The organism is Serratia sp. Nf2 (assembly GCF_003028435.1).
GTDB lineage: Bacteria > Pseudomonadota > Gammaproteobacteria > Enterobacterales > Enterobacteriaceae > Serratia > Serratia marcescens_L.
Genome location: NZ_PYTW01000005.1, coordinates 397,416 through 417,927 on the forward strand (window position 1 = coordinate 397,416; position 20,512 = coordinate 417,927).

Here is a 20,512-nt window from a genome sequence, read left to right on the forward strand (position 1 = left end):
CCATCCCGATACCCGCCGGCGTCGCCCGGCGGGCATTCCTCAAGTTATCTCACGCTTTGCCGATAAACCGCATGACAAGCTTTCGCGCAACGTTATATTATTTTTTATATAACGAAGAGTGATAATGCACGTTAACTTGCGGAGAAAAACAATGAAACAGCAATGGACCAAATGGGTTGGCGGGATCGTGTTGGCCTCGGGCCTGGTGGCACAGGCTTCGGCGGCGGAAAAGATCACCGTGTTCGCCGCCGCGTCGCTGACCAACGCGCTGCAGGACATCGCCACCCAGTATCAAAAAGGCAAGGATGTGCAGGTGGTTTCCTCCTTTGCGTCGTCCTCGACGCTGGCGCGCCAAATTGAGCAGGGCGCCCCGGCCGATCTGTTCATCTCCGCCGATCAACAGTGGATGGATTACGCCATCGACAAGCAGCAGATGGTGAAAGACACCCGCTACACGCTGCTGGGCAACGAACTGGTGCTGATCGCCGCCAAGAGCGATAAGCAAGACAAGATCGCCATCGACAAGCAGACCGACTGGGCCAAGCTGCTCAACGGCGGCCGCCTGGCGGTGGGCGATCCGGATCACGTGCCGGCCGGCATCTACGCCAAAGAGGCGCTGGAGCACCTGGGCGCCTGGAACGCGCTGGAGCCGAAACTGGCGCGCGCCAACAACGTGCGCAGCGCCATGGCGCTGGTGGAGCGCGGTGAAGCGCCGCTCGGCATCGTCTACGGCTCCGACGCGGTCGCCAGCGACAAGGTGAAAGTGGTGGGCGTGTTCCCGGAAGACAGCCACAAACCGGTTGAATATCCGATGGCGATGGTGAAAGATCGTCAAAATCCGACGGTCAGCGCTTTCTATACCTATCTGAAGAGCCCGGAAGCGGCCGCTATTTTCGAACATTATGGATTCACCCCGCGTAAATGATTCTGAGTGAGTACGAGTGGCAGGCGGTTGAGCTGAGCCTGAAAGTCTCCGGTTTGGCGGTGGTCTGCAGCCTGCCGTTCGGCATTCTGATGGCCTGGGTGCTGGTGCGTTGCCGCTTTCCCGGCAAGGCGCTGTTGGACGGCGTCATTCACCTGCCCCTGGTGCTGCCCCCGGTGGTGGTCGGCTATTTGCTGCTGATCGCCATGGGGCGGCGCGGCGTCATCGGCGAGTGGCTGTACGACTGGTTCGGCTTCAGCTTTAGCTTTAGTTGGCGCGGCGCCGCGCTGGCATCGGCGGTGGTGGCGTTTCCGCTGATGGTGCGCGCCATCCGGCTGGCGCTGGAGGCGGTGGATACCCGGCTGGAGCAGGCGGCGCGCACGCTGGGCGCCAACCCGTGGCGGGTGTTTTTCACCATCACGCTGCCGCTGTCGCTGCCCGGCGTCATTGTCGGCGTGGTGCTGGCCTTCGCCCGCTCGCTGGGGGAGTTTGGCGCCACCATCACCTTCGTCTCCAACATTCCCGGTGAAACCCGCACCATTCCGCTGGCGATGTATACGCTGATTGAAACGCCGGGGGCGGAAGCCGCCGCCGCGCGCCTGTGCGTGATCGCCATCGTGCTGTCGCTGGCTTCCCTGATGGTGTCCGAATGGCTGGCCCGCTGGGGCCGCAAACGGATGGGGGTGTAAATGCTGGAGCTGGATTTCTCGCAGCAGCTGGGCGACCTTAATCTCAACGTCCGCGCCGATTTGTCGGCGCAGGGCATCACCGCGATTTTCGGCCTGTCCGGCGCGGGCAAAACGTCCCTGATTAACGCCATCGGCGGCCTGACCCGCTTGCAGCAGGGGCGCATCGCACTTAATGGCCGTACGCTGGTGGATACCGCCGCGGGCCTTTGCCTGCCGCCGGAAAAGCGCCGCATCGGCTACGTGTTTCAGGATGCACGGCTGTTCCCGCACTATCGGGTGCGCGGCAACCTGCAGTACGGCATGGCGGCCGGCATGCGCGCGCAGTTCAATACCATCGTCGAGCTGCTGGGCATCGGGCCGTTGCTCAATCGGCTGCCGCTGACGCTCTCCGGCGGTGAAAAACAGCGGGTGGCGATCGGCCGCGCGCTGCTGACCGCGCCGGAGCTGCTGTTGATGGACGAACCGCTGGCCTCGCTCGACCTGCCGCGCAAACGCGAGCTGCTGCCGTATCTGGAGCGGCTGGCGCAGGACGTCAACATCCCCATCCTCTACGTCAGCCACAGCCTGGACGAGATCCTGCGCCTGGCCGAGCAGGTGATGGTGCTGGATCGCGGCGAGGTGCTTGCGTTCGGCGGGCTGGAAGCCGTCTGGGCCAGCAGCGCGCTGCGGCCGTGGCTGCAGCGTGAAGATCAGAGCAGCGTGCTGCGCGTCAGCGTGATTGAGCATCATCAACGCTATGCCATGACCGCGCTGGCGCTTGGCGATCAAAGGTTGTGGGTCAGCGGCATCGACGCCGAACTGGGCACCCAACTGCGCATTCGCATCAACGCCGCCGACGTCTCGCTGGTGCTGCAACCGCCGGTCAACAGCAGCATTCGCAACGTGTTGCCGGCCAAGGTGAGCGAGTATCTGGAGGTGGACGGGCAGGTGGAAGTGAAGCTGGCGGTCGGGGAGCACGTGCTGTGGGCGCGGATCACGCCGTGGGCGCGCGATGAACTGGCGATCCGCCCCGGGCAGTGGCTGTACGCGCAGGTGAAGAGCGTGTCGATCAGCCGCGAGAGCCGCTAAGACAGGCCCTCCCGGCGGGAGGGCGAAAAAACTAGAGTACGCGGGTGCGGATCACCTCGGCGATGCCCGGCTGCAGGTTATCGGCGATCACCAGATCGGCGCGTTCCTTGATCGCGTCATCGGCGTTGCCCATCGCCACACCCAACCCGACCGCTTCCAGCATGCTGATGTCGTTGTAGTTGTCGCCGAACGCCACCACCTGATCCATGCTCAGCCCCTGCGACTCTACCCATTGGCGCAGGCGCTTGCCTTTGCTGTTGCCGCCTTTGGCGATATCCACCTGATCGTGCCAGGACCATTCGCACGCCAGCCCCAGCTCTTTCTCCACCGTGTCGGCAAACTCGCGCAGCGCCAGGGTATCGGCGTGCGAGGTAGCGAATTTCCAGATCGCCTGCGCGTCGTCGGCCGCCTGCGCCAGGCTGCCGACCTGCAGCAGCGTCGGGCGCTGCGCCGCCGGCAGAGTTTCGGCCCAGGCCAGCGAGCGGGTCACGTGGCCGCTCGGCTCCTGGTACAGCATGGCGTCGTCAACGTACATCAGCCCGTGAATGTCGGTCTGTTTGAGCATCTGCAGCACCTGCTTGGCCTGATCTTTCGCCAGCGGATCGGCGGCCAGCACCTTTTTCTGCTGAAAATCATACAGGTAGGTGCCGTTGCAGCAGATGGCCGGGGTGTCTATCTGCAGCGCCTGGTAGAAAGGATGGATGGCGACGTGATGGCGGCCGGTGACCACCACCACCTGGACGCCGGCGGCGCGCGCCTGCGTCAGTGCTTCCAGCGACTGCGGTAAGATGCGTTTTTGGTTGTCCAGCAGGGTGCCGTCAAGATCGAGGGCGATGACGCGGTAGCTCATAGGGTTCTCGTTATCGTTAGCCATAAAATTAATTCGATGGTACACCGGATAGCCAACGGAGAAAACCGCGTGAGCTTCCGGTGCTAAGCGGGGTTGCCATGCGACGGATGTGCGGTAAGCTAGGGGCAATCGAACGGCCTGAAACCGGTTCCTCTTTTACCCTTTGCAAGGAGAACACATGAAGCAAATCGTTTATGTCGCCAGCCCGGAGAGCCAGCAGATCCACGTTTGGCAGTTGGACGACGCCGGCGCGCTGGCGCTGCTGCAAACCGTTGATGTGCCGGGCCAGGTGCAGCCGATGACCCTTCATCCGGACAAGACCCACCTGTACGTCGGCGTACGTCCGGCGTTCGGCATCGTCAGCTACCGCATCGAGGCGGACGGCACGCTGCAGCAGGCCGGCATGGCGCCGCTGCCGGGCAGCCCGACCCATATCTCCACCGATTTGCAGGGGCGTTACCTGTTCTCCGCCTCCTACAGCGGCAACTGCGCCAGCATCAGCCCGATTGGCCATGACGGCGTGGTGACGGCGCCTATTCAGCAGATCGACGGCCTGACCGCGCCGCACTCGGCGAACATCGATCCGACCAACCAGCTGGTGCTGGTGCCGTGCCTGAAAGAAGACCGCATCCGCCTGTTCAACCTGAGCCTGGCAGGCCAGCTGACGCCGCACGCGCAGGAAGCGGTGGTGACCGCCGCCGGCGCCGGCCCGCGCCATATGGCGTTCCACCACAACGACAAGTTCGCCTACTGCGTCAATGAGCTGGACGGCACGGTGGACGTGCTGGCCATCTCGGAAAACGGCGGCCACTACACCGTGACGCAGACGCTGGACATCATGCCGGCCGACTTCGACGGCACCCGCTGGGCGGCGGACATCCATATCACCCCGAACGGCCGCTTCCTGTACACCAGCGATCGCACCGCCAGCATTCTGACCATTTTCAGCGTTTCCGAAGACGGCGGCACGCTGAGCGTGGTCGGCTATCACCCGACCGAAGCGCAGCCGCGCGGTTTCAATATCGATCACAGCGGCCGCTTCGTGATTTCGTCCGGCCAGAAATCCGATCACATCGCGGTGCATGAGATTGACCAGCGCAGCGGCGAGCTGACCACGCTGGCGCGCTATCCGGTGGGCAAAGGCCCGATGTGGGTGAGCGTGCTGGCGAAGTAATTCGGCGGTCAGACGAGTATGGAAAAAGCGCGGTTCGGTTGAATCGCGCTTTTTTATTGGCGGGGAATCAGTTGAACGTCACCGTCAGCGTGGCGCTGCCGAGGCTGTGGAAATGGACGTTGAAGCCCACCAGCGCGCCGCTGGATCCCTCATCCACTTCGATACGCTCCACGTCCAGCGCATGCACGGTGAACTGGTAGCGGTGGCTCTCGCCCTCTGGCGGCGCCGCGCCGCCGTAGCCAGCCGAGCCGAAGTCGGTGCGGGTCTGCAGTGCGCCGGCGGGCAGTGGGGCTTTGCCGGAGCCCGCGCCCTGCGGCAGCTCGCGCACGTCGGCGGGAATATTGGCCACGATCCAGTGCCACCAGCCGGAGCCGGTCGGGGCATCGGGATCGTAAACGGCGATTACGAAGCTCTTGGTGCCGGCCGGCACGCCGTCCCAGGCCAGGTGGGGCGACAGGTTATCGCCGTGGTAGCCCATGCCGTTGAAGACCTGCGCCTGCGGCAGTTTGCCGCCGTCCTGCAGATCGTTGCTGTACAAACGAAAAGCCATAGTGACTCCCAGTTGTCGGTAAACGCGGACCCTTAAGCTAGATCGTTTCGCCGTGACAATACAAGTGGGATTGCCATTCGCCAACGGCGGCGCGGATCGGTTACCATGGCCGCATCTTCCTTCCTACAGACCGCCGGATAGCCAAATAACGCCACCATGATCTCACTGAAAAAACGCACGCCGTGGTTCGGCTGGCTGCGCCGTTGGGCCAAAAGCATCAAGCGCGATATTTACGCGCTGTGGCTGGCCGCCCGTGATAAGCGCACCCCGTGGTACGCCAAACTGATCGCGCTGCTGGTGGCCGGCTATGCGATCTCGCCGATCGATCTGATCCCGGACTTCATTCCGGTGCTGGGCTATCTGGATGACGTCATCATCGTGCCGTTGGGCATCATGCTGGCGGTGCGCCTGATCCCCAAGCCGCTGATGGCCGAGCTGCGCGAGAAGGCGCAAAAGCGCGTCGATAACCCCACCGGCCGCATGGCGGCAGCGATGATCATTTTACTTTGGCTGCTGTGTCTGGGATTGCTGGCCCGCTATCTGGACCAGCATTGGTAAGGCATTAACGCGCGGCGGCGGCGACGGCGGCGGTCAGGCGGCTGAGCTGTTCCGCTTCGATGATGTAAGGCGGCATCAGGTAAATCAGCTTGCCGAACGGCCGGATCCACACCCCGCGCTCGACGAACCCGCGCTGCAGCTCGGCGACGTTCACCGGTTCGCGCATCTCCACCACCCCAATCGCGCCCAGCACCCGCACGTCCGCCACCTTCGGCAGCGCCGCGAGCGGCAGCAGTTCCTGTTTCAGCTGGGATTCGATGGCGCTCACCTGCGCCTGCCAGCGATTTTCCGCCAGCAGCGCCAGGCTGGCGTCCGCCACCGCGCAGGCCAGCGGGTTGCCCATAAAGGTTGGGCCGTGCATAAAGCAGCCGGCCGCGCCGTTGCTGATGGTCTCCGCCACGTGGCGGGTGGTCAGGGTGGCGGACAGCGTCATGTAGCCGCCGGTCAGCGCCTTGCCCAGGCAGAGAATGTCCGGTACCACCTGTGCGTGCTCGCAGGCGAACAGCTTGCCGGTGCGGCCGAAGCCGGTGGCGATCTCGTCGGCGATCAGCAGCACCTGATAGCGATCGCACAGCTCGCGCACCCGCTTGAGGTAGGTCGGGTGGTAGATGCGCATGCCGCCGGCACCTTGCACCACCGGTTCCAGGATCACCGCCGCCACTTCACCGGCGTGCTGCTCCAGCAACGCGGCGAACGGGGCGATGTCCTCTTCGCGCCATTCTTCGTCGAAGCGGCACTGCGGCGCGGTGGCGAACAGGTGCGGCGCCAGGTAGCCCTGATAGAGGCTGTGCATCGAGTTGTCCGGATCGCAAACCGACATCGCGCCGAAGGTATCGCCGTGATAGCCATGGCGCAGCGTCAGGATGCGCTGCCGCCGCTCACCGCGCGCCTGCCAATACTGCAGCGCCATCTTCAGCGACACTTCCACCGCCACCGAACCGGAATCTGCCAGGAACACGCACTGCAGCGCTTCCGGCGTCATCTCCACTAACCGACGGCACAGCGAGATGGCGGCCGGATGGGTAATACCGCCGAACATCACGTGCGACATCTTCTCCAGCTGCTGGCTGGCGGCCTGATTCAGGCGCGGGTGGTTGTAACCGTGGATCGCCGCCCACCAGGAGGACATGCCGTCCACCAGACGCCGGCCGTCCGCCAGCTGCAGTTCGACGCCGCTGGCCGATTCGATCGGGTAACAGGGTAACGGGCGGCTCATGGAGGTGTAGGGGTGCCAGATATGACGTTGGTCAAACGCCAGGTCGGAAGCAGTGACGGACATACTTGTAAACCAAATTGAATTAAGATTGGTTGACAGTATATCCACAATATTTAAACTGGCGACACTTTTTCGTTTTGGAGACGCCATGATGGCCGACCGCATTCACTGGACAGTAGGGCAAGCCCAGGCCCTGTTTGATAAACCGCTGCTTGAACTGCTGTTCGAAGCGCAAACCGTACACCGCCAACACTTCGACCCGCGTCAGGTGCAGGTCAGCACACTGCTGTCGATCAAAACCGGCGCTTGTCCGGAAGACTGCAAATACTGCCCGCAGAGTTCGCGCTACAAGACCGGCCTGGAGTCGGAGCGGTTGATGCAGGTCGAGCAGGTGCTGGAATCGGCGCGCAAGGCCAAGGCGAACGGCTCGACCCGTTTTTGCATGGGCGCGGCGTGGAAGAACCCGCACGAGCGCGATATGCCTTATTTGCAGCAGATGGTGCAGGGCGTGAAAGCGATGGGCATGGAAACCTGCATGACGCTGGGCACACTGGACGGCACTCAGGCCGAGCGGCTGGCGGAAGCCGGGCTGGATTATTACAACCATAACCTCGATACCTCGCCGGAGTTCTACGGCAGCATCATCACCACCCGCAGCTACCAGGAACGCCTGGATACGCTCGACAAAGTGCGCGACGCCGGCATCAAAGTGTGCTCCGGCGGCATCGTCGGGCTGGGTGAAACGGTGCGCGACCGTGCCGGGCTGCTGGTGCAGCTGGCCAACCTGCCGAAGCCGCCGGAGAGCGTGCCGATCAACATGCTGGTGAAGGTAAAAGGCACGCCGCTGGCGGATAACGACGACGTCGATCCGTTTGACTTCATCCGCACTATTGCGGTGGCGCGCATCATGATGCCGTCTTCTTATGTCCGCCTCTCCGCCGGCCGTGAACAGATGAACGAACAGACGCAGGCGATGTGCTTTATGGCCGGCGCCAACTCGATCTTCTATGGCTGCAAGCTGCTGACCACGCCGAACCCGGAAGAAGACAAAGACCTGCAGCTGTTCCGCAAGCTGGGGCTGAACCCGCAGCAGACCGCCACCGAACACGGCGACAACCAGCAACAGCAGGTGCTGGCTAAGCAGCTGCTGAACGCCGATACCGCCGAGTTTTACAACGCGGCGCTGTGATGAGCTGGCCACAACGCATCGAGCAGGCGCTGGCAGAGCGGCGCCTCAACGCCGCCTACCGTCGGCGACAGACCACCGAGGGCGGCAATGGCCGCCAGATCCGGCTCGGCGATCGCCTCTACCTGAACTTCTCCGGCAACGACTACCTGGGGCTGAGCCAGGACGCGCGGGTAATCGCCGCCTGGCAGCAGGGCGCGCAGCGTTACGGCGTCGGCAGCGGCGGTTCGAGCCATGTCACCGGCTTTAGCGCGGCGCATCAGGCGCTGGAGGAGCAACTGGCGGCGTGGCTCGGCTATCCGCGCGCGCTGCTGTTTATCTCCGGTTACGCCGCCAACCAGGCGGTGCTGGCGGCGTTGATGCAGAAAGGCGATCGCATTTTAGCCGATCGCCTCAGCCACGCCTCGCTGCTGGAGGCGGCGGCGCAGTCGCCGGCCGAGCTGCGCCGCTTCCAGCACAACAAGCCGCAGGCGCTGGCGGATCTGCTGGCCAAACCCTGTGAAGGGCAGCGGCTGGCGGTGACCGAAGGGGTGTTCAGCATGGACGGCGACGGCGCACCGTTGACGGAACTGCATCGCTTAACCCGCGCGGCGGGCGCCTGGCTGATGGTGGACGATGCCCACGGCGTCGGCGTGCGCGGCGAGCAAGGCCGCGGCAGCTGCTGGCAGCAGGGCGTGCGCCCTGAACTGCTGGTGGCGACCTTCGGCAAGGCGTTCGGCGTCAGCGGCGCGGCAGTGCTGTGCGATGAGGCGACCGCCGAGTATCTGCTGCAGTTCGCCCGCCATCTGATCTACAGCACCGCGATGCCGCCGGCGCAGGCCTGTGCGCTGCAGGCGGCGCTGGCCTGCATTCGAGAGGGCGATGAACTGCGCGCCCGGCTGCAGGACAACATCCGGCGTTTCCGCCAGGGCGCGGCGCCGCTGGCGCTAACCCTGACGGATTCCGACACCGCCATCCAGCCGTTGCTGGTGGGGGACAATCAACGCGCACTCGATCTGGCGACCCGCCTGCGCGAGCGCGGGCTGTGGGTGAGCGCCATCCGCCCACCGACGGTACCGCCGGGCGGCGCGCGGCTGCGCATTACCCTGACGGCGGCGCATCAGCCGCAGGACATCGATCGCCTGCTGGAGGTATTACATGACGTCAGCCAATGACGCGGTGAACAAACAGGCGGTCGCTTCGGCCTTCAGCCGTGCCGCCGGCAGCTACGACGCCGCCGCCGCGCTGCAGCGTGACGTTGGCGAGCGCTTACTGGGGATGGGGAGTGCCCATCCGGGCGAACGGCTGCTGGATGCCGGCTGCGGCACCGGTTATTTCAGCCGTCTGTGGCGCGAGCGCGGCATGCAGGTAACCGCGCTCGATCTGGCGCCGGGCATGCTGGACGTCGCCCGCCAACGGCAGGCGGCGCATCATTATTTGCTGGGCGATATCGAACAGGTGCCGCTGCCCGATGCGGCGATGGACATCTGTTTCAGCAGCCTGGTGGTGCAGTGGTGCAGCGATCTGCCCGCCGCGCTGGCGGAGCTGTATCGCGTCACCCGCCCCGGCGGCGCGATCCTGTTTTCCACGCTGGCGGCGGGATCGCTGCAGGAGCTGGGGGACGCCTGGCAACAGGTGGACGGCGAGCGCCACGTGAACGCCTTTCTGCCGCTGGCGCAGATCCGCGCCGTCTGTGCTGACTACCGACACGAGCTGGTCACGGAGCTGCGCACCCTGAACTACCCGGACGTGATGACGCTGATGCGTTCGCTCAAGGGCATCGGGGCCACGCATCTGCATCAGGGGCGTGAGGGCGGCCTGATGTCGCGCGGCCGTCTCGCCGCGCTGCAGGCGGCTTACCCGTGCCGGCAGGGGCAGTTCCCGCTCAGCTATCATCTGGTTTATGGAGTGATTTATCGTGATTAAACGTTGGTTCGTGACCGGCACCGACACCGAGGTCGGAAAAACCGTCGCCAGCAGCGCCTTACTGCAGGCCGCCAACCGGGCGGGCTACCGCAGCGCCGGTTATAAGCCGGTGGCTTCCGGCAGCGAGATGACCCCCGAGGGGCTGCGCAACGGCGACGCGCTGGCGCTGCAGGCCAACAGCGGCGTGGCGCTCCGCTACGACGAAGTGAACCCTTACGTTTTTGCCGAACCGACCTCGCCGCATATCGTCAGCGCCGATGAAGGCCGGCCGATCGAGGCGGCGCGGCTGTCCGACGGCCTGCGCCGGCTGGAGCAGCGCGCCGACTGGGTGCTGGTCGAGGGCGCGGGCGGATGGTTTACCCCGCTGTCGGCGCAGTACACCTTCGCCGACTGGGTGCAGCAGGAGCAGCTGCCGGTGATCCTGGTGGTGGGCATCAAACTGGGCTGCATCAACCACGCGGTGCTGACGGCGCAGGCGGTGCAACAGGCGGGGCTGACGCTGGCCGGTTGGATCGCCAACGACGTGACGCCGCCGGGGCGGCGGCATCAGGAATACCTGGCCACGCTGCGCCGTATGCTGCCGGCGCCGCTGCTGGGCGAAATCCCGCACCTGCCGCAGGCCGAGCGGGCGCCGCTGGGGGAGTATCTGGATATCAGCCTGCTGTAAACTCTCCATGAGGGGGGCTTCTCTCCCTCATCCTTCTTCTTGCCCTGTCAGCCCGGTACCGATCAACGCCTCATCCAGCTGCGCCAGCGCGCCGTGCGCCACCGTGCGCCCGCTGTCCAACAGGCAGAAGCGGTCCGCCACCCGGCGCACGAACGACAGCTGATGCTCCACCAGTAAAATGGTCATGCCCAATTCGCGGTTGAGCCAGCGGATCACGTTGCCGATGTCGGCGGCGATCGAGGGCGGTACGCCCGCCGTCGGTTCGTCGAGGATCAGCAGCGCCGGCTCCTGAGCCAGCGCCCGACCAATCGCCAGCTGGCGTTGGGCGCCCACGCACAGATCGCCGGCGCGGCGCGCGCGCATCTGACGCAAATGGGGAAACAGGTTGTAGATCAGCGGCGGAATGCGGCGAGGGGCGCCGCGCCCGGCCATTTGCGCCACCTGCAGATTTTCCTCCACGCTCAGCTGCGAAAAAAGCTGCCGCCCCTGGGGCACGTGGCTGATGCCCAGCGCGGCGCGGCGCTCCATCGGCTGCAGCAGCAGATTTTGCGGCGGCTGATCCGCCGGTTGCCAGGTCATGCTGCCGCTTACCACCGGCACATGCCCCATGATGCAGTTGACCAGCGTGGTCTTGCCCACGCCGTTGCGGCCGAGCAGCACGGTGCACTGGCCGCGCGGCAGCTCCAGGTTGATGTCCCACAGGGTGTGGTTCTGCCCGTAAAATTGATTGACCGATCTCAGGCTCAGCATTTGGCATTCTCCTCATAGACGCCCGTTTCACTCGTTGGCGGGGACTGCAAAGGCCGCATGCGCGGCGAATTTCCCGAGTGTGGCAATGTCTGGAACAAAATGCCGTCCGTCCGATGAGCCAGAGCAAGGTCTGCGGTGGACGGAATGACAGTCAATATGTCGTTAAAAACGACGCTTGTGACGACTTGGTGTCGTTCTTGCGCTTTTACGGGCGATAGCGCCGCGGTGGTTACACGTCGCGGCAGGCAGCGCATCATGCTGCCGCACCGCATTTATGCGCAGGAAGATAAAGCAACTCTCAGGCCAGTTTTATCGCCGGGTGAAAACGGGGATTGTTATCGCCTTGTTAACCGCTAACCAGGCCTGACGTGCGCTACCGTGGCGGCCCGAAAATACGCGGGGAAGTTAACCCGGACGTTTTTTGCACTCTTGTGGTGCTCTTCGGTGAAGGCATGGTGCAAGGCATTGCGCCGCCGTCAAGAGCGATCCGCGAGAAAGGGGCCGATGCGATTTTGGCAATGGGGATTTTTAGTATTAATCGGCATAAACAAAGCGATATTTTTATGAAAAAATAACTAAAAAAGCCATTTTAGCAGGTGTAAAGGGCGAAAAGCTTTCTTTCTGTAACTCCCGCCCCGGGCGGGGCGGTGAGAGTTATCCACTATTCCTGTGGATAACCTTGTGTATTAGATTTAGAAAAACGCTGTAAAGCGAGAGCGGACGCGGGTTCTGTTCGCTTTGCCCGCATTCTCGTCTTTTTATTAAATGTGTTATATATCAATATATTAATTAAAATCAAGACGCAGGGTTATTGATCAGGTCTCTATGTATGATTTTTCGACGCGGTGCTATCAATAAGTTAATTCGCGGCAAGTTCTGGGGATAAATCTGTTATTGACAATAAAAATGTCACCCGGCTGTAACGTCACGGTGCAGCGGCGTTGCCGCAGTGCCGGGCGCAGCGACGAATCCGCTTGAAGCTGGTTTTATATCCAGTATCATGGGCACTGGCGCAAATCGCCGACACTTTCCATAATTAGGGGCCACGTCCGGCGCAGAGTCGGCTGGCCGCCTGAGCGCGCGCATCTCCACAGGGTAGCCGAGCAATGAGTAAACTTTTCAAACTGCATTCCGAGTTCAAACCGGCCGGCGATCAGCCGGAAGCCATCCGCAAGCTGGAAGAGGGGCTGGAAGACGGCCTGGCGCATCAGACGCTGCTGGGGGTCACCGGTTCGGGCAAGACATTCACCATCGCCAATGTGATAGCCGATCTGAATCGGCCGACCATGGTGCTGGCGCCGAACAAGACGCTGGCGGCGCAGCTGTACGGCGAGATGAAAGCGTTTTTCCCGGAGAATGCGGTGGAATACTTCGTCTCCTACTACGACTACTACCAGCCGGAAGCCTACGTGCCCAGCTCCGACACCTTCATTGAAAAAGACGCTTCGGTGAACGAGCATATCGAGCAGATGCGCCTGTCCGCCACCAAGGCGCTGCTGGAGCGGCGCGACGTGGTGGTGGTGGCGTCGGTGTCGGCGATCTACGGCCTGGGCGATCCGGATCTTTACCTGAAGATGATGCTGCACCTGACCCAGGGCATGATCATCGATCAACGATCCATTTTGCGCCGCCTGGCGGAACTGCAATATTCCCGCAACGATCAGGCTTTTCAGCGCGCTACCTTCCGCGTGCGCGGCGAGGTGATCGACATCTACCCGGCGGAATCGGACGAGCTGGCGCTGCGCGTCGAGCTGTTCGACGAAGAAGTGGAGCGGTTGTCGCTGTTCGATCCGCTGACCGGGCAGATAGAGCAGGTGGTGCCGCGTTTTACCATCTACCCGAAATCGCACTACGTGACGCCGCGCGAGCGGATCATGCAGGCGATGGAAGAGATCAAGGTCGATCTGGCGGACCGCCGCAAGGTGCTGTTGGCCAACAACAAGCTGCTGGAAGAGCAGCGCCTGACGCAGCGCACCCAGTTCGATCTGGAGATGATGAACGAGCTGGGTTACTGCTCGGGCATCGAAAACTACTCGCGCTACCTGTCCGGGCGCGGCGAGGGCGAGCCGCCGCCGACGCTGTTCGACTACCTGCCGGCGGACGGCCTGCTGGTGGTCGACGAATCTCACGTCACCATTCCGCAGATCGGCGCGATGTTCAAGGGCGACCGCGCGCGTAAGGAAACGCTGGTGGAGTACGGCTTCCGCCTGCCCTCGGCGCTGGACAACCGCCCCTTGCGCTTCGAGGAGTTCGAGGCGCTGGCGCCGCAGACCATCTATGTTTCCGCGACGCCGGGCAAATATGAGCTGGAGAAATCCGGCGGCGATCTGATCGATCAGGTGGTGCGGCCGACCGGGCTGCTGGATCCGATCGTGGAAGTGCGGCCGGTGGGCACCCAGGTGGACGATCTGCTTTCCGAGATCCGCAAACGCGCGGCGATCAACGAGCGCGTGCTGGTGACCACCCTGACCAAACGCATGGCGGAAGACCTGACCGAATACCTGGAAGAACATGGCGAGCGCGTGCGCTACCTGCACTCGGACATCGATACCGTGGAACGGGTCGAAATCATCCGTGACCTGCGTCTGGGCGAGTTCGACGTGCTGGTGGGCATCAACCTGTTGCGTGAGGGGCTCGACATGCCTGAGGTGTCGCTGGTGGCGATTCTGGACGCCGACAAGGAAGGCTTCCTGCGTTCCGAGCGTTCGCTGATCCAGACCATTGGCCGCGCGGCGCGTAACCTGAACGGCAAGGCGATCCTGTATGGCGATCGCATCACCGATTCGATGGCCAAGGCGATCGGCGAAACCGAGCGGCGCCGCGCCAAGCAGCAGGCGTATAATGAAGCCAACGGCATCGTGCCGCAGGGGCTGAACAAGAAGATCGGCGACATTTTGCAGATCGGCCAGCCGGTCAACCGTGCCAAGAGCAAAGGCAGGGGCAAGGCGCTGGACGGCGGCGCCCCGCTGCAGAACCTCACGCCGAAAGCGCTGGATCAGAAAATCCGCGATTTGGAGGCGCAAATGTACACCCACGCGCAAAACCTGGAGTTCGAACAGGCGGCTGCGCTACGCGACGAGATCCACCAGCTGCGCGAGCAGTTCATCGCGATTTCCTGACCGTTGGATGGCGCCCGCGCCATGGGCGTCAAAATTCCTTGTCGGCCGCGTCAAAGCTGTTATGGTGTGCGGCCCGATTTGACCACGAAGAGTACCGAACATGAGCCAACACCAGTCCAAAGACCCGCTGCACGGCGTGACGCTGGAGCAACTGCTGAATAAACTGGTGGATCACTACGGTTGGCCCGAACTGGGCGCGCGCATTCGCATCAACTGCTTCCTCAGCGATCCGAGCATCAAGTCCAGCCTGAAGTTTTTGCGTCGCACGCCCTGGGCGCGCAAAGAGGTGGAAGACCTGTATATCGATATGGTCAGCCATCCCGCCCCAGCCAGCGATAATCCCTGGCTGCGCGGGCGAGATGGTTAAATCCGGTCAGCGGCGGGCGGCCAGCTCCACCAGCGCCCGATCCAGCGCCTGGCGCAGCAGTTGGCGATCGTGGCGGTAGGGGATGTCGCTCGCTTCCAGCGGTTGCTGAATCACCACCCGATCCTGCACTTCACTGGCGTCCACCGCCGGGCCGACGATCAGCGCATCGATCATCCGGCGGCCTATCTTCTCTTCCATCAGCGTCAGCTTATCCTTTAACGACAGCGCCGCGGCGGCCACGCTCAGCTCGCGGCCGAGATTGCCGATATAGATCATGCTGGCGCTGCTGCGACGCAGCGCCTGGGTGAGATCGTCCAGCAGCAGCAGCGGCATCAGGCTGGTGAGGAAACTGCCCGGCCCGATCAGGATCACGTCGGCCTGCGCGATGGCGTCCAGCGCTTCGCGCGTGGCGCTGACCGGGGGCGACAGCATCAGCTCCTGCGGCATATGGGCCAGCTGGTCGACATTCACTTCACCGTAAACGTGATTGCCTTCGTGATCGTGCGCCATCAAATCCACCGGCTGCTCCGACATCGGGATCAGCGCCGCGTCCACCTTCAGCAGGCTGCGCACCAGGTTGATCGCTTCCAACGGGCGCACGCTCAGGTGATCCAGCGCTTTTAGCATCAGGTTGCCGAGGTTGTGGCCGGCCAGTTCGCCGTTGCCGCTGAAGCGGTATTCGAACATCGCCGAGGCGACGCTCGGTTCGGTGATCAGCTGGTTGAGACAGTTACGGGTATCGCCCCAGGCAATGCCGCCTTCCGAACGGCGGATGCGGCCGGTAGAACCGCCGTTGTCGGTGGTGGTGACGATGCCGGTCAGGCGGGAGCCTAAGGACGACAGGGCCGACATCACACGGCCCAGGCCGTGTCCGCCGCCTAACGCCACCACGCGGTCGAGATCGGCCAGGGTACGATTACGCATAAATTTCCTTACAAAGGGGCTGAACTGCCCGCATAAGGTAGCGGATCCGGCATAAAAACGCGATAAGAGTGTCATTTGCGTGATTCCGGTCAATTCGTCCGCGCAAGTGACGTTTATCATGGTTTACCTGAATACGCGGCGTCTAAAAACGCTGTATAGACAATTATATAGCGAATTTACGCGTTGGCTATCGTTGCCGATTAGCGCTAGAATTCTGCTGAAAACCACGGTTTCGTTCCGGCTACTCAAGGTAGCGGGAAGAGAAATCAAACTCCTAGCCCCTGCGCCTACGTTGTTCATCCGGAACGATATGGTGCCTGGGCCGTGGCGAAGTCAGCCACCAGGGTGCAGAGGGGAAACGCTCGCATCTCCCGACTTTGGAAAGGTGTTATGGTGCCGCAACTCATTGATGCTTATGAGCGCAAGTTCTATTACCTGCGCTTGTCGATCACCGACGTGTGCAACTTTCGTTGCACCTATTGTCTGCCCGATGGCTACAAGCCGAGCGGCAGTCCGAAAAGCTTCCTGTCGCTGGATGAAATCCGCCGCGTCAGCCGCGCGTTCGCCGAACTGGGCACCGAAAAGGTGCGCCTGACCGGCGGCGAGCCTTCGCTGCGCCGCGATTTTACCGAGATCATCGCCGCCGTGCGGGAAAACCCGGCCATCCGTACCCTGGCGGTCACCACCAATGGCTACCGTCTGGCGCGCGACGTCACCGCCTGGCGTGACGCCGGTCTGACGGCGATCAACGTCAGCATCGACAGCCTGGATCCCCGCCAGTTTCACGCCATCACCGGTCAGGATAAGTTCCGCCAGGTGATGGACGGCATCGACGCCGCCTTCAGCGCCGGTTTCAGCAAGGTCAAAGTCAACGCGGTGCTGATGCGCGACGTTAACCACCAGCAGCTCGGCGCCTTTCTCGCCTGGATCAAAGACCGGCCGATCCAACTGCGCTTTATCGAACTGATGGAAACCGGTGAGGGCGGCGAGCTGTTTCGCAAACACCACGTTTCCGGCGAAGTGATTCGCCGGCAGCTGGAGCAGCAGGGCTGGCAGCGCCAGGCGCGCGGCCGCAGCGACGGCCCGGCGCAGGTGTTCAGCCACCCGGACTACCAGGGTGAGGTGGGTCTTATCATGCCGTATGAGAAAGACTTCTGCGCCAGCTGCAACCGGCTGCGCGTTTCTTCCATCGGCAATCTGCACCTGTGCCTGTTCGGCGAGCAGGGGGTGCCCCTACGCGATCTGCTGGCGGACGACGGCCAGCTCGACGCGCTGAAGGCACGCATCCAGAGCGGGCTGCTGAGCAAGAAGCAGACCCATTTCCTGCATCAGGGCAACAGCGGGATCACCCAGAACCTGTCGTTTATCGGCGGCTGATACCCACATATTTCAAGCCGCAGCGTTGTTGGCTGCGTGCGCTCACCCCAGTCACTTACCGGAGTAAGCTCCTGGGGATTTACGCACTGGCCGCCTGGCTGCAACTTGAAATCTGTGGGGTATCTCAGAATAGGAGCCTATTGAACCATGAGCCATGCGAGCAGCGAGTTTATTCCGGCGCATATCGCCATCCTGACCGTGTCCGACAGCCGCGGCGCGGCGGAAGACACCTCCGGGCAATATCTGCAGGACGCGGCGCAGGAAGCCGGCCATCAGGTGGTGGATCGCGCCATCGTCAAAGATGACATTTACCAGATCCGCGCGCGGGTTTCCGCCTGGATCGCCGATGACAACGTGCAGGCGGTGCTGATCACCGGCGGCACCGGTTTTACCGCGCGCGACAACACGCCGGAAGCGCTGCTGCCGCTGTTCGACAGAGAGGTGGAAGGGTTCGGTGAACTGTTCCGCATGGTGTCGTACGAAGAGATCGGTACTGCGACGATCCAGTCGCGCGCGCTGGCCGGCCTGGCCAACCGCACGGTGATTTTCGCCATGCCGGGCTCCACCCGCGCCTGCCGCACCGCCTGGGAGCGGATTATCGAAGAGCAGTTGGACGCGCGCCATCGCCCGTGCAACTTCCAGCCTCACTTGAAGAAGCCCTGAGTCATGACACAGCTAACCCACATTAACGCCGCCGGCGAAGCCCATATGGTTGACGTGTCCGCCAAGGCCGAAACGGTGCGCGAGGCGCGCGCCGAAGCTTTCGTCGAGATGCTGCCCGCCACGCTGGCGATGATCGTCGACGGCAGCCATCACAAGGGCGACGTGTTCGCCACGGCGCGCATCGCCGGCATTCAGGCGGCCAAACGCACTTGGGAGCTGATCCCGCTGTGCCACCCACTGATGCTGAGCAAGGTCGAAGTGCAGCTTGAGGCGCAAACGCAGCACAACCGGGTGCGCATCGAAACCTGCTGCCGGCTGACCGGCAAAACCGGCGTCGAAATGGAGGCGCTGACCGCCGCCTCGGTGGCGGCATTGACCATCTATGACATGTGCAAAGCGGTACAGAAAGACATGGTGATCGGCCCGGTACGCCTGCTGGCGAAAAGCGGCGGCAAATCCGGCGATTTTAAGGTGAACGTATGATCGATATTCTTTTCTTCGCGCAGGTGCGCGAACTGGTGGGCACCGGCGGCCTGTCGATGCCGGCGGATTACCCGACCGTCGAGGCGCTGCGCCAGGCGCTGTGTGCGCGCGGCGATCGCTGGGCGCTGGCGCTGGAATCCGGCAAGCTGTTGGCGGCGGTCAACCAGTCGCTGGTGGCGGCGGATCATCCGCTGCGCGCCGGCGATGAAGTGGCCTTCTTCCCGCCGGTTACCGGGGGATAAGCATGGAAAATACCCGCATTCGCGTGGGCGAAGCGCCGTTCAACGTCGGCGACGAGTATCAGTGGCTGGCGCAGTGCGACGCCGATGGCGCGGTGGTGACCTTCACCGGCAAGGTGCGCAACCATAATTTGGGTGACGACGTCAGCGCGCTGACGCTGGAACACTACCCCGGCATGACCGAGAAGGCGCTGGCGGAGATCGTGGCCGAGGCGCGCAGCCGTTGGCCGCTGCAGCGGGTGACGGTGATCCACCGCGTCGGCGCGCTGTATCCCGGCGACGAGATCGTGTTCGTTGGCGTGACCGGCGCGCACCGCAGCATGGCGTTCGCCGCCAGCGAGTTCATCATGGACTATCTGAAGACCCGCGCGCCGTTCTGGAAGCGCGAAGCGACCGGCCAGGGCGATCGTTGGGTAGACGCCCGCGACAGCGATCGCGAGGCCGCGCAGCGCTGGCACGACGCGGCTAAATAACGCGTCAACAGCGGAAACAAATCAAGACCTTTGCCGCTTTCGCCCGGCATATTCTGTGGTACGCTTATAGCAGGCGAAGCCCTGTTCGCGGGGCTTCGGAATCTTGTTTACAACGCAAAAGGTAACCGTCATGGACCGATATCCACGCTCTAATGGTTCAATCGTCGAACGTGCCAACAGCGGCATTCAGGCCTACATGGCGCAGGTTTACGGCTGGATGACCTGCGGTCTGCTGCTGACGGCGTTCGTTTCCTGGTATGCGGCCAACACGCCCGCGATCCTCAACTTCATCTTCTCCAGCCAGATCACCTTCTTCGGCCTGATCATCGCCCAACTGGCGTTGGTGTTCGTGATTTCCGGCATGGTCAACCGCCTGAGCGGCGCGGTGGCCACTTCGCTGTTCATGCTGTACTCGGCGCTGACCGGGCTGACGCTGTCGAGCATCTTCATCGCCTACACCTACAGCTCGATCGCCAGCACCTTCGTGGTCACCGCCGGCATGTTCGGCGCCATGAGCCTGTACGGTTACACCACCAAGCGCGATCTGAGCGGCTTCGGCAGCATGCTGTTCATGGCGCTGATCGGCATCGTGCTGGCCTCGCTGGTGAACATCTGGCTGAAAAGCACCGCGCTGATGTGGGCGATTACCTACATCGGGGTGGTGGTGTTCGTCGGCCTGACCGCGTACGACACGCAAAAACTCAAGGCGATGGGCGAGCAGCTGAACGCCGATGATAAAGACAGCTTCCGCAAGTACGCCATCGTCGGCGCGCTGACACTGTATCTCGACTTCATCAACCTGTTCCTGATGTTGTTGCGTATCTTCGGCAACCGCCGCTAAATCCGTCGTCTTTCAAGCCATAGGGTATCTGGCGATCAAAAAGCTCTGCATGTGACATGCAGAGCTTTTTTTATGCGATTATGCGATGCTTAATCTTTCGTGAAGCAAAAGGATTTTGCATGATGCCCGATACTTTCCGCTGTATCTTTATCGAAGGTAGTGCGCCCCTACCTGAAGGTTACCTAGACCACACCGTCAAAGTGCTTCTGACCGGTGATGAACGTTTTTCCCTCGATCAATGTTTCTCGCGACGCGCTGCTGCAGCAGGTGCTGAACAGCTACCGGGCGGCCTAACGATGAACTCTTTGCGTAAAAGGACCTTACGATGACCGAAGCGGCCCGCGTCGGCGATACCATCGGGCATTCCCATGCCCTGGCCGGCATGATTGCCGGCACCCTTGTCGGCGGCCTGATCGCCGCCGCAGGCGCGGTGGCGGCGGGTGCGCTGTTCGTCGCCGGCCTGGCGGCTTCCTGTATCGGCGTCGGTGTGC

Annotated in this window: 23 protein-coding genes and 1 riboswitch; of the genes, 18 read left to right on the forward strand and 5 right to left on the reverse strand. The window is 62.8% G+C overall.

All coding sequences use genetic code 11. The features are described 5' to 3' along the window. Positions 1–151: 151 nt before the first annotated feature. Genes modA through modC form a run of 3 tightly spaced genes read left to right on the forward strand, consistent with a single transcriptional unit; the run spans position 152 to position 2,679 of the window. The gene (gene modA, locus C9411_RS14295; RefSeq protein WP_063991134.1) at positions 152–925 is read left to right on the forward strand and encodes a molybdate ABC transporter substrate-binding protein; all 774 of its coding nucleotides are present in this window, start codon (positions 152–154) and stop codon (positions 923–925) included. Next, positions 922–1,611: a molybdate ABC transporter permease subunit gene (gene modB / locus C9411_RS14300; RefSeq protein ID WP_015377003.1), complete on the forward strand. Its 690-nt coding sequence runs from the start codon at positions 922–924 to the stop codon at positions 1,609–1,611. Before modA ends, modB begins: the two co-directional genes overlap by 4 nt. Next, complete coding sequence (modC, locus tag C9411_RS14305; protein ID WP_107227304.1) at positions 1,612–2,679, forward strand: molybdenum ABC transporter ATP-binding protein ModC; 1,068 nt, start codon at positions 1,612–1,614, stop codon at positions 2,677–2,679. A 31-nt stretch (positions 2,680–2,710) separates the two neighbouring features. Here modC and C9411_RS14310 read toward each other — a convergent pair whose 3' ends face one another. Next, positions 2,711–3,529, reverse strand: a complete 819-nt coding sequence (locus C9411_RS14310) for a pyridoxal phosphatase (protein WP_063991136.1) — start codon at positions 3,527–3,529, stop codon at positions 2,711–2,713. A 178-nt stretch (positions 3,530–3,707) separates the two neighbouring features. Here C9411_RS14310 and pgl point away from each other — a divergent pair, with 178 nt between their 5' ends. Next, positions 3,708–4,703 carry a 6-phosphogluconolactonase gene (gene pgl / locus C9411_RS14315; RefSeq protein WP_063991137.1) on the forward strand — a complete coding sequence of 332 codons (996 nt, stop codon included), beginning with the start codon at positions 3,708–3,710 and terminating at the stop codon, positions 4,701–4,703. A gap of 67 nt (positions 4,704–4,770) precedes the next feature. On the opposite strand, the gene C9411_RS14320 is transcribed toward pgl, so the two are convergent. Continuing rightward, complete coding sequence (locus C9411_RS14320; protein WP_060420913.1) at positions 4,771–5,253, reverse strand: kinase inhibitor; 483 nt, start codon at positions 5,251–5,253, stop codon at positions 4,771–4,773. A gap of 156 nt (positions 5,254–5,409) precedes the next feature. Between C9411_RS14320 and C9411_RS14325 the strand changes: the two genes are divergently transcribed. After that, positions 5,410–5,811, forward strand: coding sequence for a YkvA family protein (locus C9411_RS14325; protein ID WP_038870940.1), 402 nt, complete (start codon positions 5,410–5,412; stop codon positions 5,809–5,811). Positions 5,812–5,815: 4 nt separating this feature from the next. Here the strand turns inward: C9411_RS14325 and bioA are convergent, their stop codons facing one another. Beyond that, on the reverse strand, positions 5,816–7,090 hold the full coding sequence (gene bioA / locus C9411_RS14330; protein ID WP_107227305.1) for an adenosylmethionine--8-amino-7-oxononanoate transaminase: 1,275 nt from the start codon (positions 7,088–7,090) through the stop codon (positions 5,816–5,818). A gap of 88 nt (positions 7,091–7,178) precedes the next feature. Between bioA and bioB the strand changes: the two genes are divergently transcribed. Genes bioB through bioD form a run of 4 tightly spaced genes read left to right on the forward strand, consistent with a single transcriptional unit; the run spans position 7,179 to position 10,785 of the window. Next, positions 7,179–8,216, forward strand: coding sequence for a biotin synthase BioB (gene bioB, locus C9411_RS14335; protein ID WP_025301918.1), 1,038 nt, complete (start codon positions 7,179–7,181; stop codon positions 8,214–8,216). Beyond that, positions 8,216–9,367 (forward strand): 8-amino-7-oxononanoate synthase, encoded by a 1,152-nt coding sequence (bioF, locus tag C9411_RS14340; protein WP_107227306.1) that lies wholly within the window; start codon positions 8,216–8,218, stop codon positions 9,365–9,367. Before bioB ends, bioF begins: the two co-directional genes overlap by 1 nt. Next, positions 9,351–10,118, forward strand: a complete 768-nt coding sequence (gene bioC / locus C9411_RS14345) for a malonyl-ACP O-methyltransferase BioC (RefSeq protein WP_107227307.1) — start codon at positions 9,351–9,353, stop codon at positions 10,116–10,118. The genes bioF and bioC overlap by 17 nt, the downstream gene beginning before the upstream one ends. Next, positions 10,111–10,785: a dethiobiotin synthase gene (gene bioD / locus C9411_RS14350; RefSeq protein WP_063991142.1), complete on the forward strand. Its 675-nt coding sequence runs from the start codon at positions 10,111–10,113 to the stop codon at positions 10,783–10,785. The genes bioC and bioD overlap by 8 nt, the downstream gene beginning before the upstream one ends. Before the next feature lie 27 nt (positions 10,786–10,812). On the opposite strand, the gene C9411_RS14355 is transcribed toward bioD, so the two are convergent. After that, positions 10,813–11,535, reverse strand: coding sequence for an ATP-binding cassette domain-containing protein (locus C9411_RS14355; protein WP_063991143.1), 723 nt, complete (start codon positions 11,533–11,535; stop codon positions 10,813–10,815). Positions 11,536–11,903: 368 nt separating this feature from the next. Between C9411_RS14355 and C9411_RS25610 the strand changes: the two genes are divergently transcribed. From C9411_RS25610 to C9411_RS14365, 3 genes are all read left to right on the forward strand, one after another. After that, positions 11,904–12,110: a hypothetical protein gene (locus C9411_RS25610; protein ID WP_146158881.1), complete on the forward strand. Its 207-nt coding sequence runs from the start codon at positions 11,904–11,906 to the stop codon at positions 12,108–12,110. Between the two features lie 531 nt (positions 12,111–12,641). Beyond that, complete coding sequence (uvrB, locus tag C9411_RS14360; protein WP_107227308.1) at positions 12,642–14,654, forward strand: excinuclease ABC subunit UvrB; 2,013 nt, start codon at positions 12,642–12,644, stop codon at positions 14,652–14,654. 100 nt (positions 14,655–14,754) lie between these two features. After that, on the forward strand, positions 14,755–15,021 hold the full coding sequence (locus tag C9411_RS14365; RefSeq protein WP_107227309.1) for a VF530 family DNA-binding protein: 267 nt from the start codon (positions 14,755–14,757) through the stop codon (positions 15,019–15,021). Positions 15,022–15,027: 6 nt separating this feature from the next. Here C9411_RS14365 and yvcK read toward each other — a convergent pair whose 3' ends face one another. Then, positions 15,028–15,945, reverse strand: a complete 918-nt coding sequence (yvcK, locus tag C9411_RS14370; RefSeq protein ID WP_063991146.1) for a uridine diphosphate-N-acetylglucosamine-binding protein YvcK — start codon at positions 15,943–15,945, stop codon at positions 15,028–15,030. Positions 15,946–16,204: 259 nt separating this feature from the next. Next, a riboswitch (molybdenum cofactor riboswitch) is annotated at positions 16,205–16,349 on the forward strand. Between yvcK and moaA the strand changes: the two genes are divergently transcribed. The 6 genes from moaA (at position 16,336) to C9411_RS14400 (ending at position 20,021) form a co-directional block, all read left to right on the forward strand. Further along, the gene (gene moaA / locus C9411_RS14375) at positions 16,336–17,322 is read left to right on the forward strand and encodes a GTP 3',8-cyclase MoaA (RefSeq protein ID WP_165384407.1); all 987 of its coding nucleotides are present in this window, start codon (positions 16,336–16,338) and stop codon (positions 17,320–17,322) included. (Overlaps the previous riboswitch by 14 nt.) A gap of 147 nt (positions 17,323–17,469) precedes the next feature. Then, positions 17,470–17,985, forward strand: coding sequence for a molybdenum cofactor biosynthesis protein B (gene moaB, locus C9411_RS14380; RefSeq protein ID WP_025301928.1), 516 nt, complete (start codon positions 17,470–17,472; stop codon positions 17,983–17,985). A gap of 3 nt (positions 17,986–17,988) precedes the next feature. Beyond that, a complete protein-coding gene (moaC, locus tag C9411_RS14385; RefSeq protein WP_049201144.1) occupies positions 17,989–18,468 on the forward strand; it encodes a cyclic pyranopterin monophosphate synthase MoaC in 480 nt (159 codons plus the stop codon). Beyond that, positions 18,465–18,710, forward strand: a complete 246-nt coding sequence (gene moaD / locus C9411_RS14390; RefSeq protein ID WP_019453985.1) for a molybdopterin synthase sulfur carrier subunit — start codon at positions 18,465–18,467, stop codon at positions 18,708–18,710. Before moaC ends, moaD begins: the two co-directional genes overlap by 4 nt. Positions 18,711–18,712: 2 nt before the next feature. Then, complete coding sequence (moaE, locus tag C9411_RS14395) at positions 18,713–19,180, forward strand: molybdopterin synthase catalytic subunit MoaE (RefSeq protein ID WP_004939764.1); 468 nt, start codon at positions 18,713–18,715, stop codon at positions 19,178–19,180. A 130-nt stretch (positions 19,181–19,310) separates the two neighbouring features. After that, positions 19,311–20,021: a Bax inhibitor-1/YccA family protein gene (locus C9411_RS14400; RefSeq protein WP_033637508.1), complete on the forward strand. Its 711-nt coding sequence runs from the start codon at positions 19,311–19,313 to the stop codon at positions 20,019–20,021. Positions 20,022–20,512: the final 491 nt, after the last annotated feature.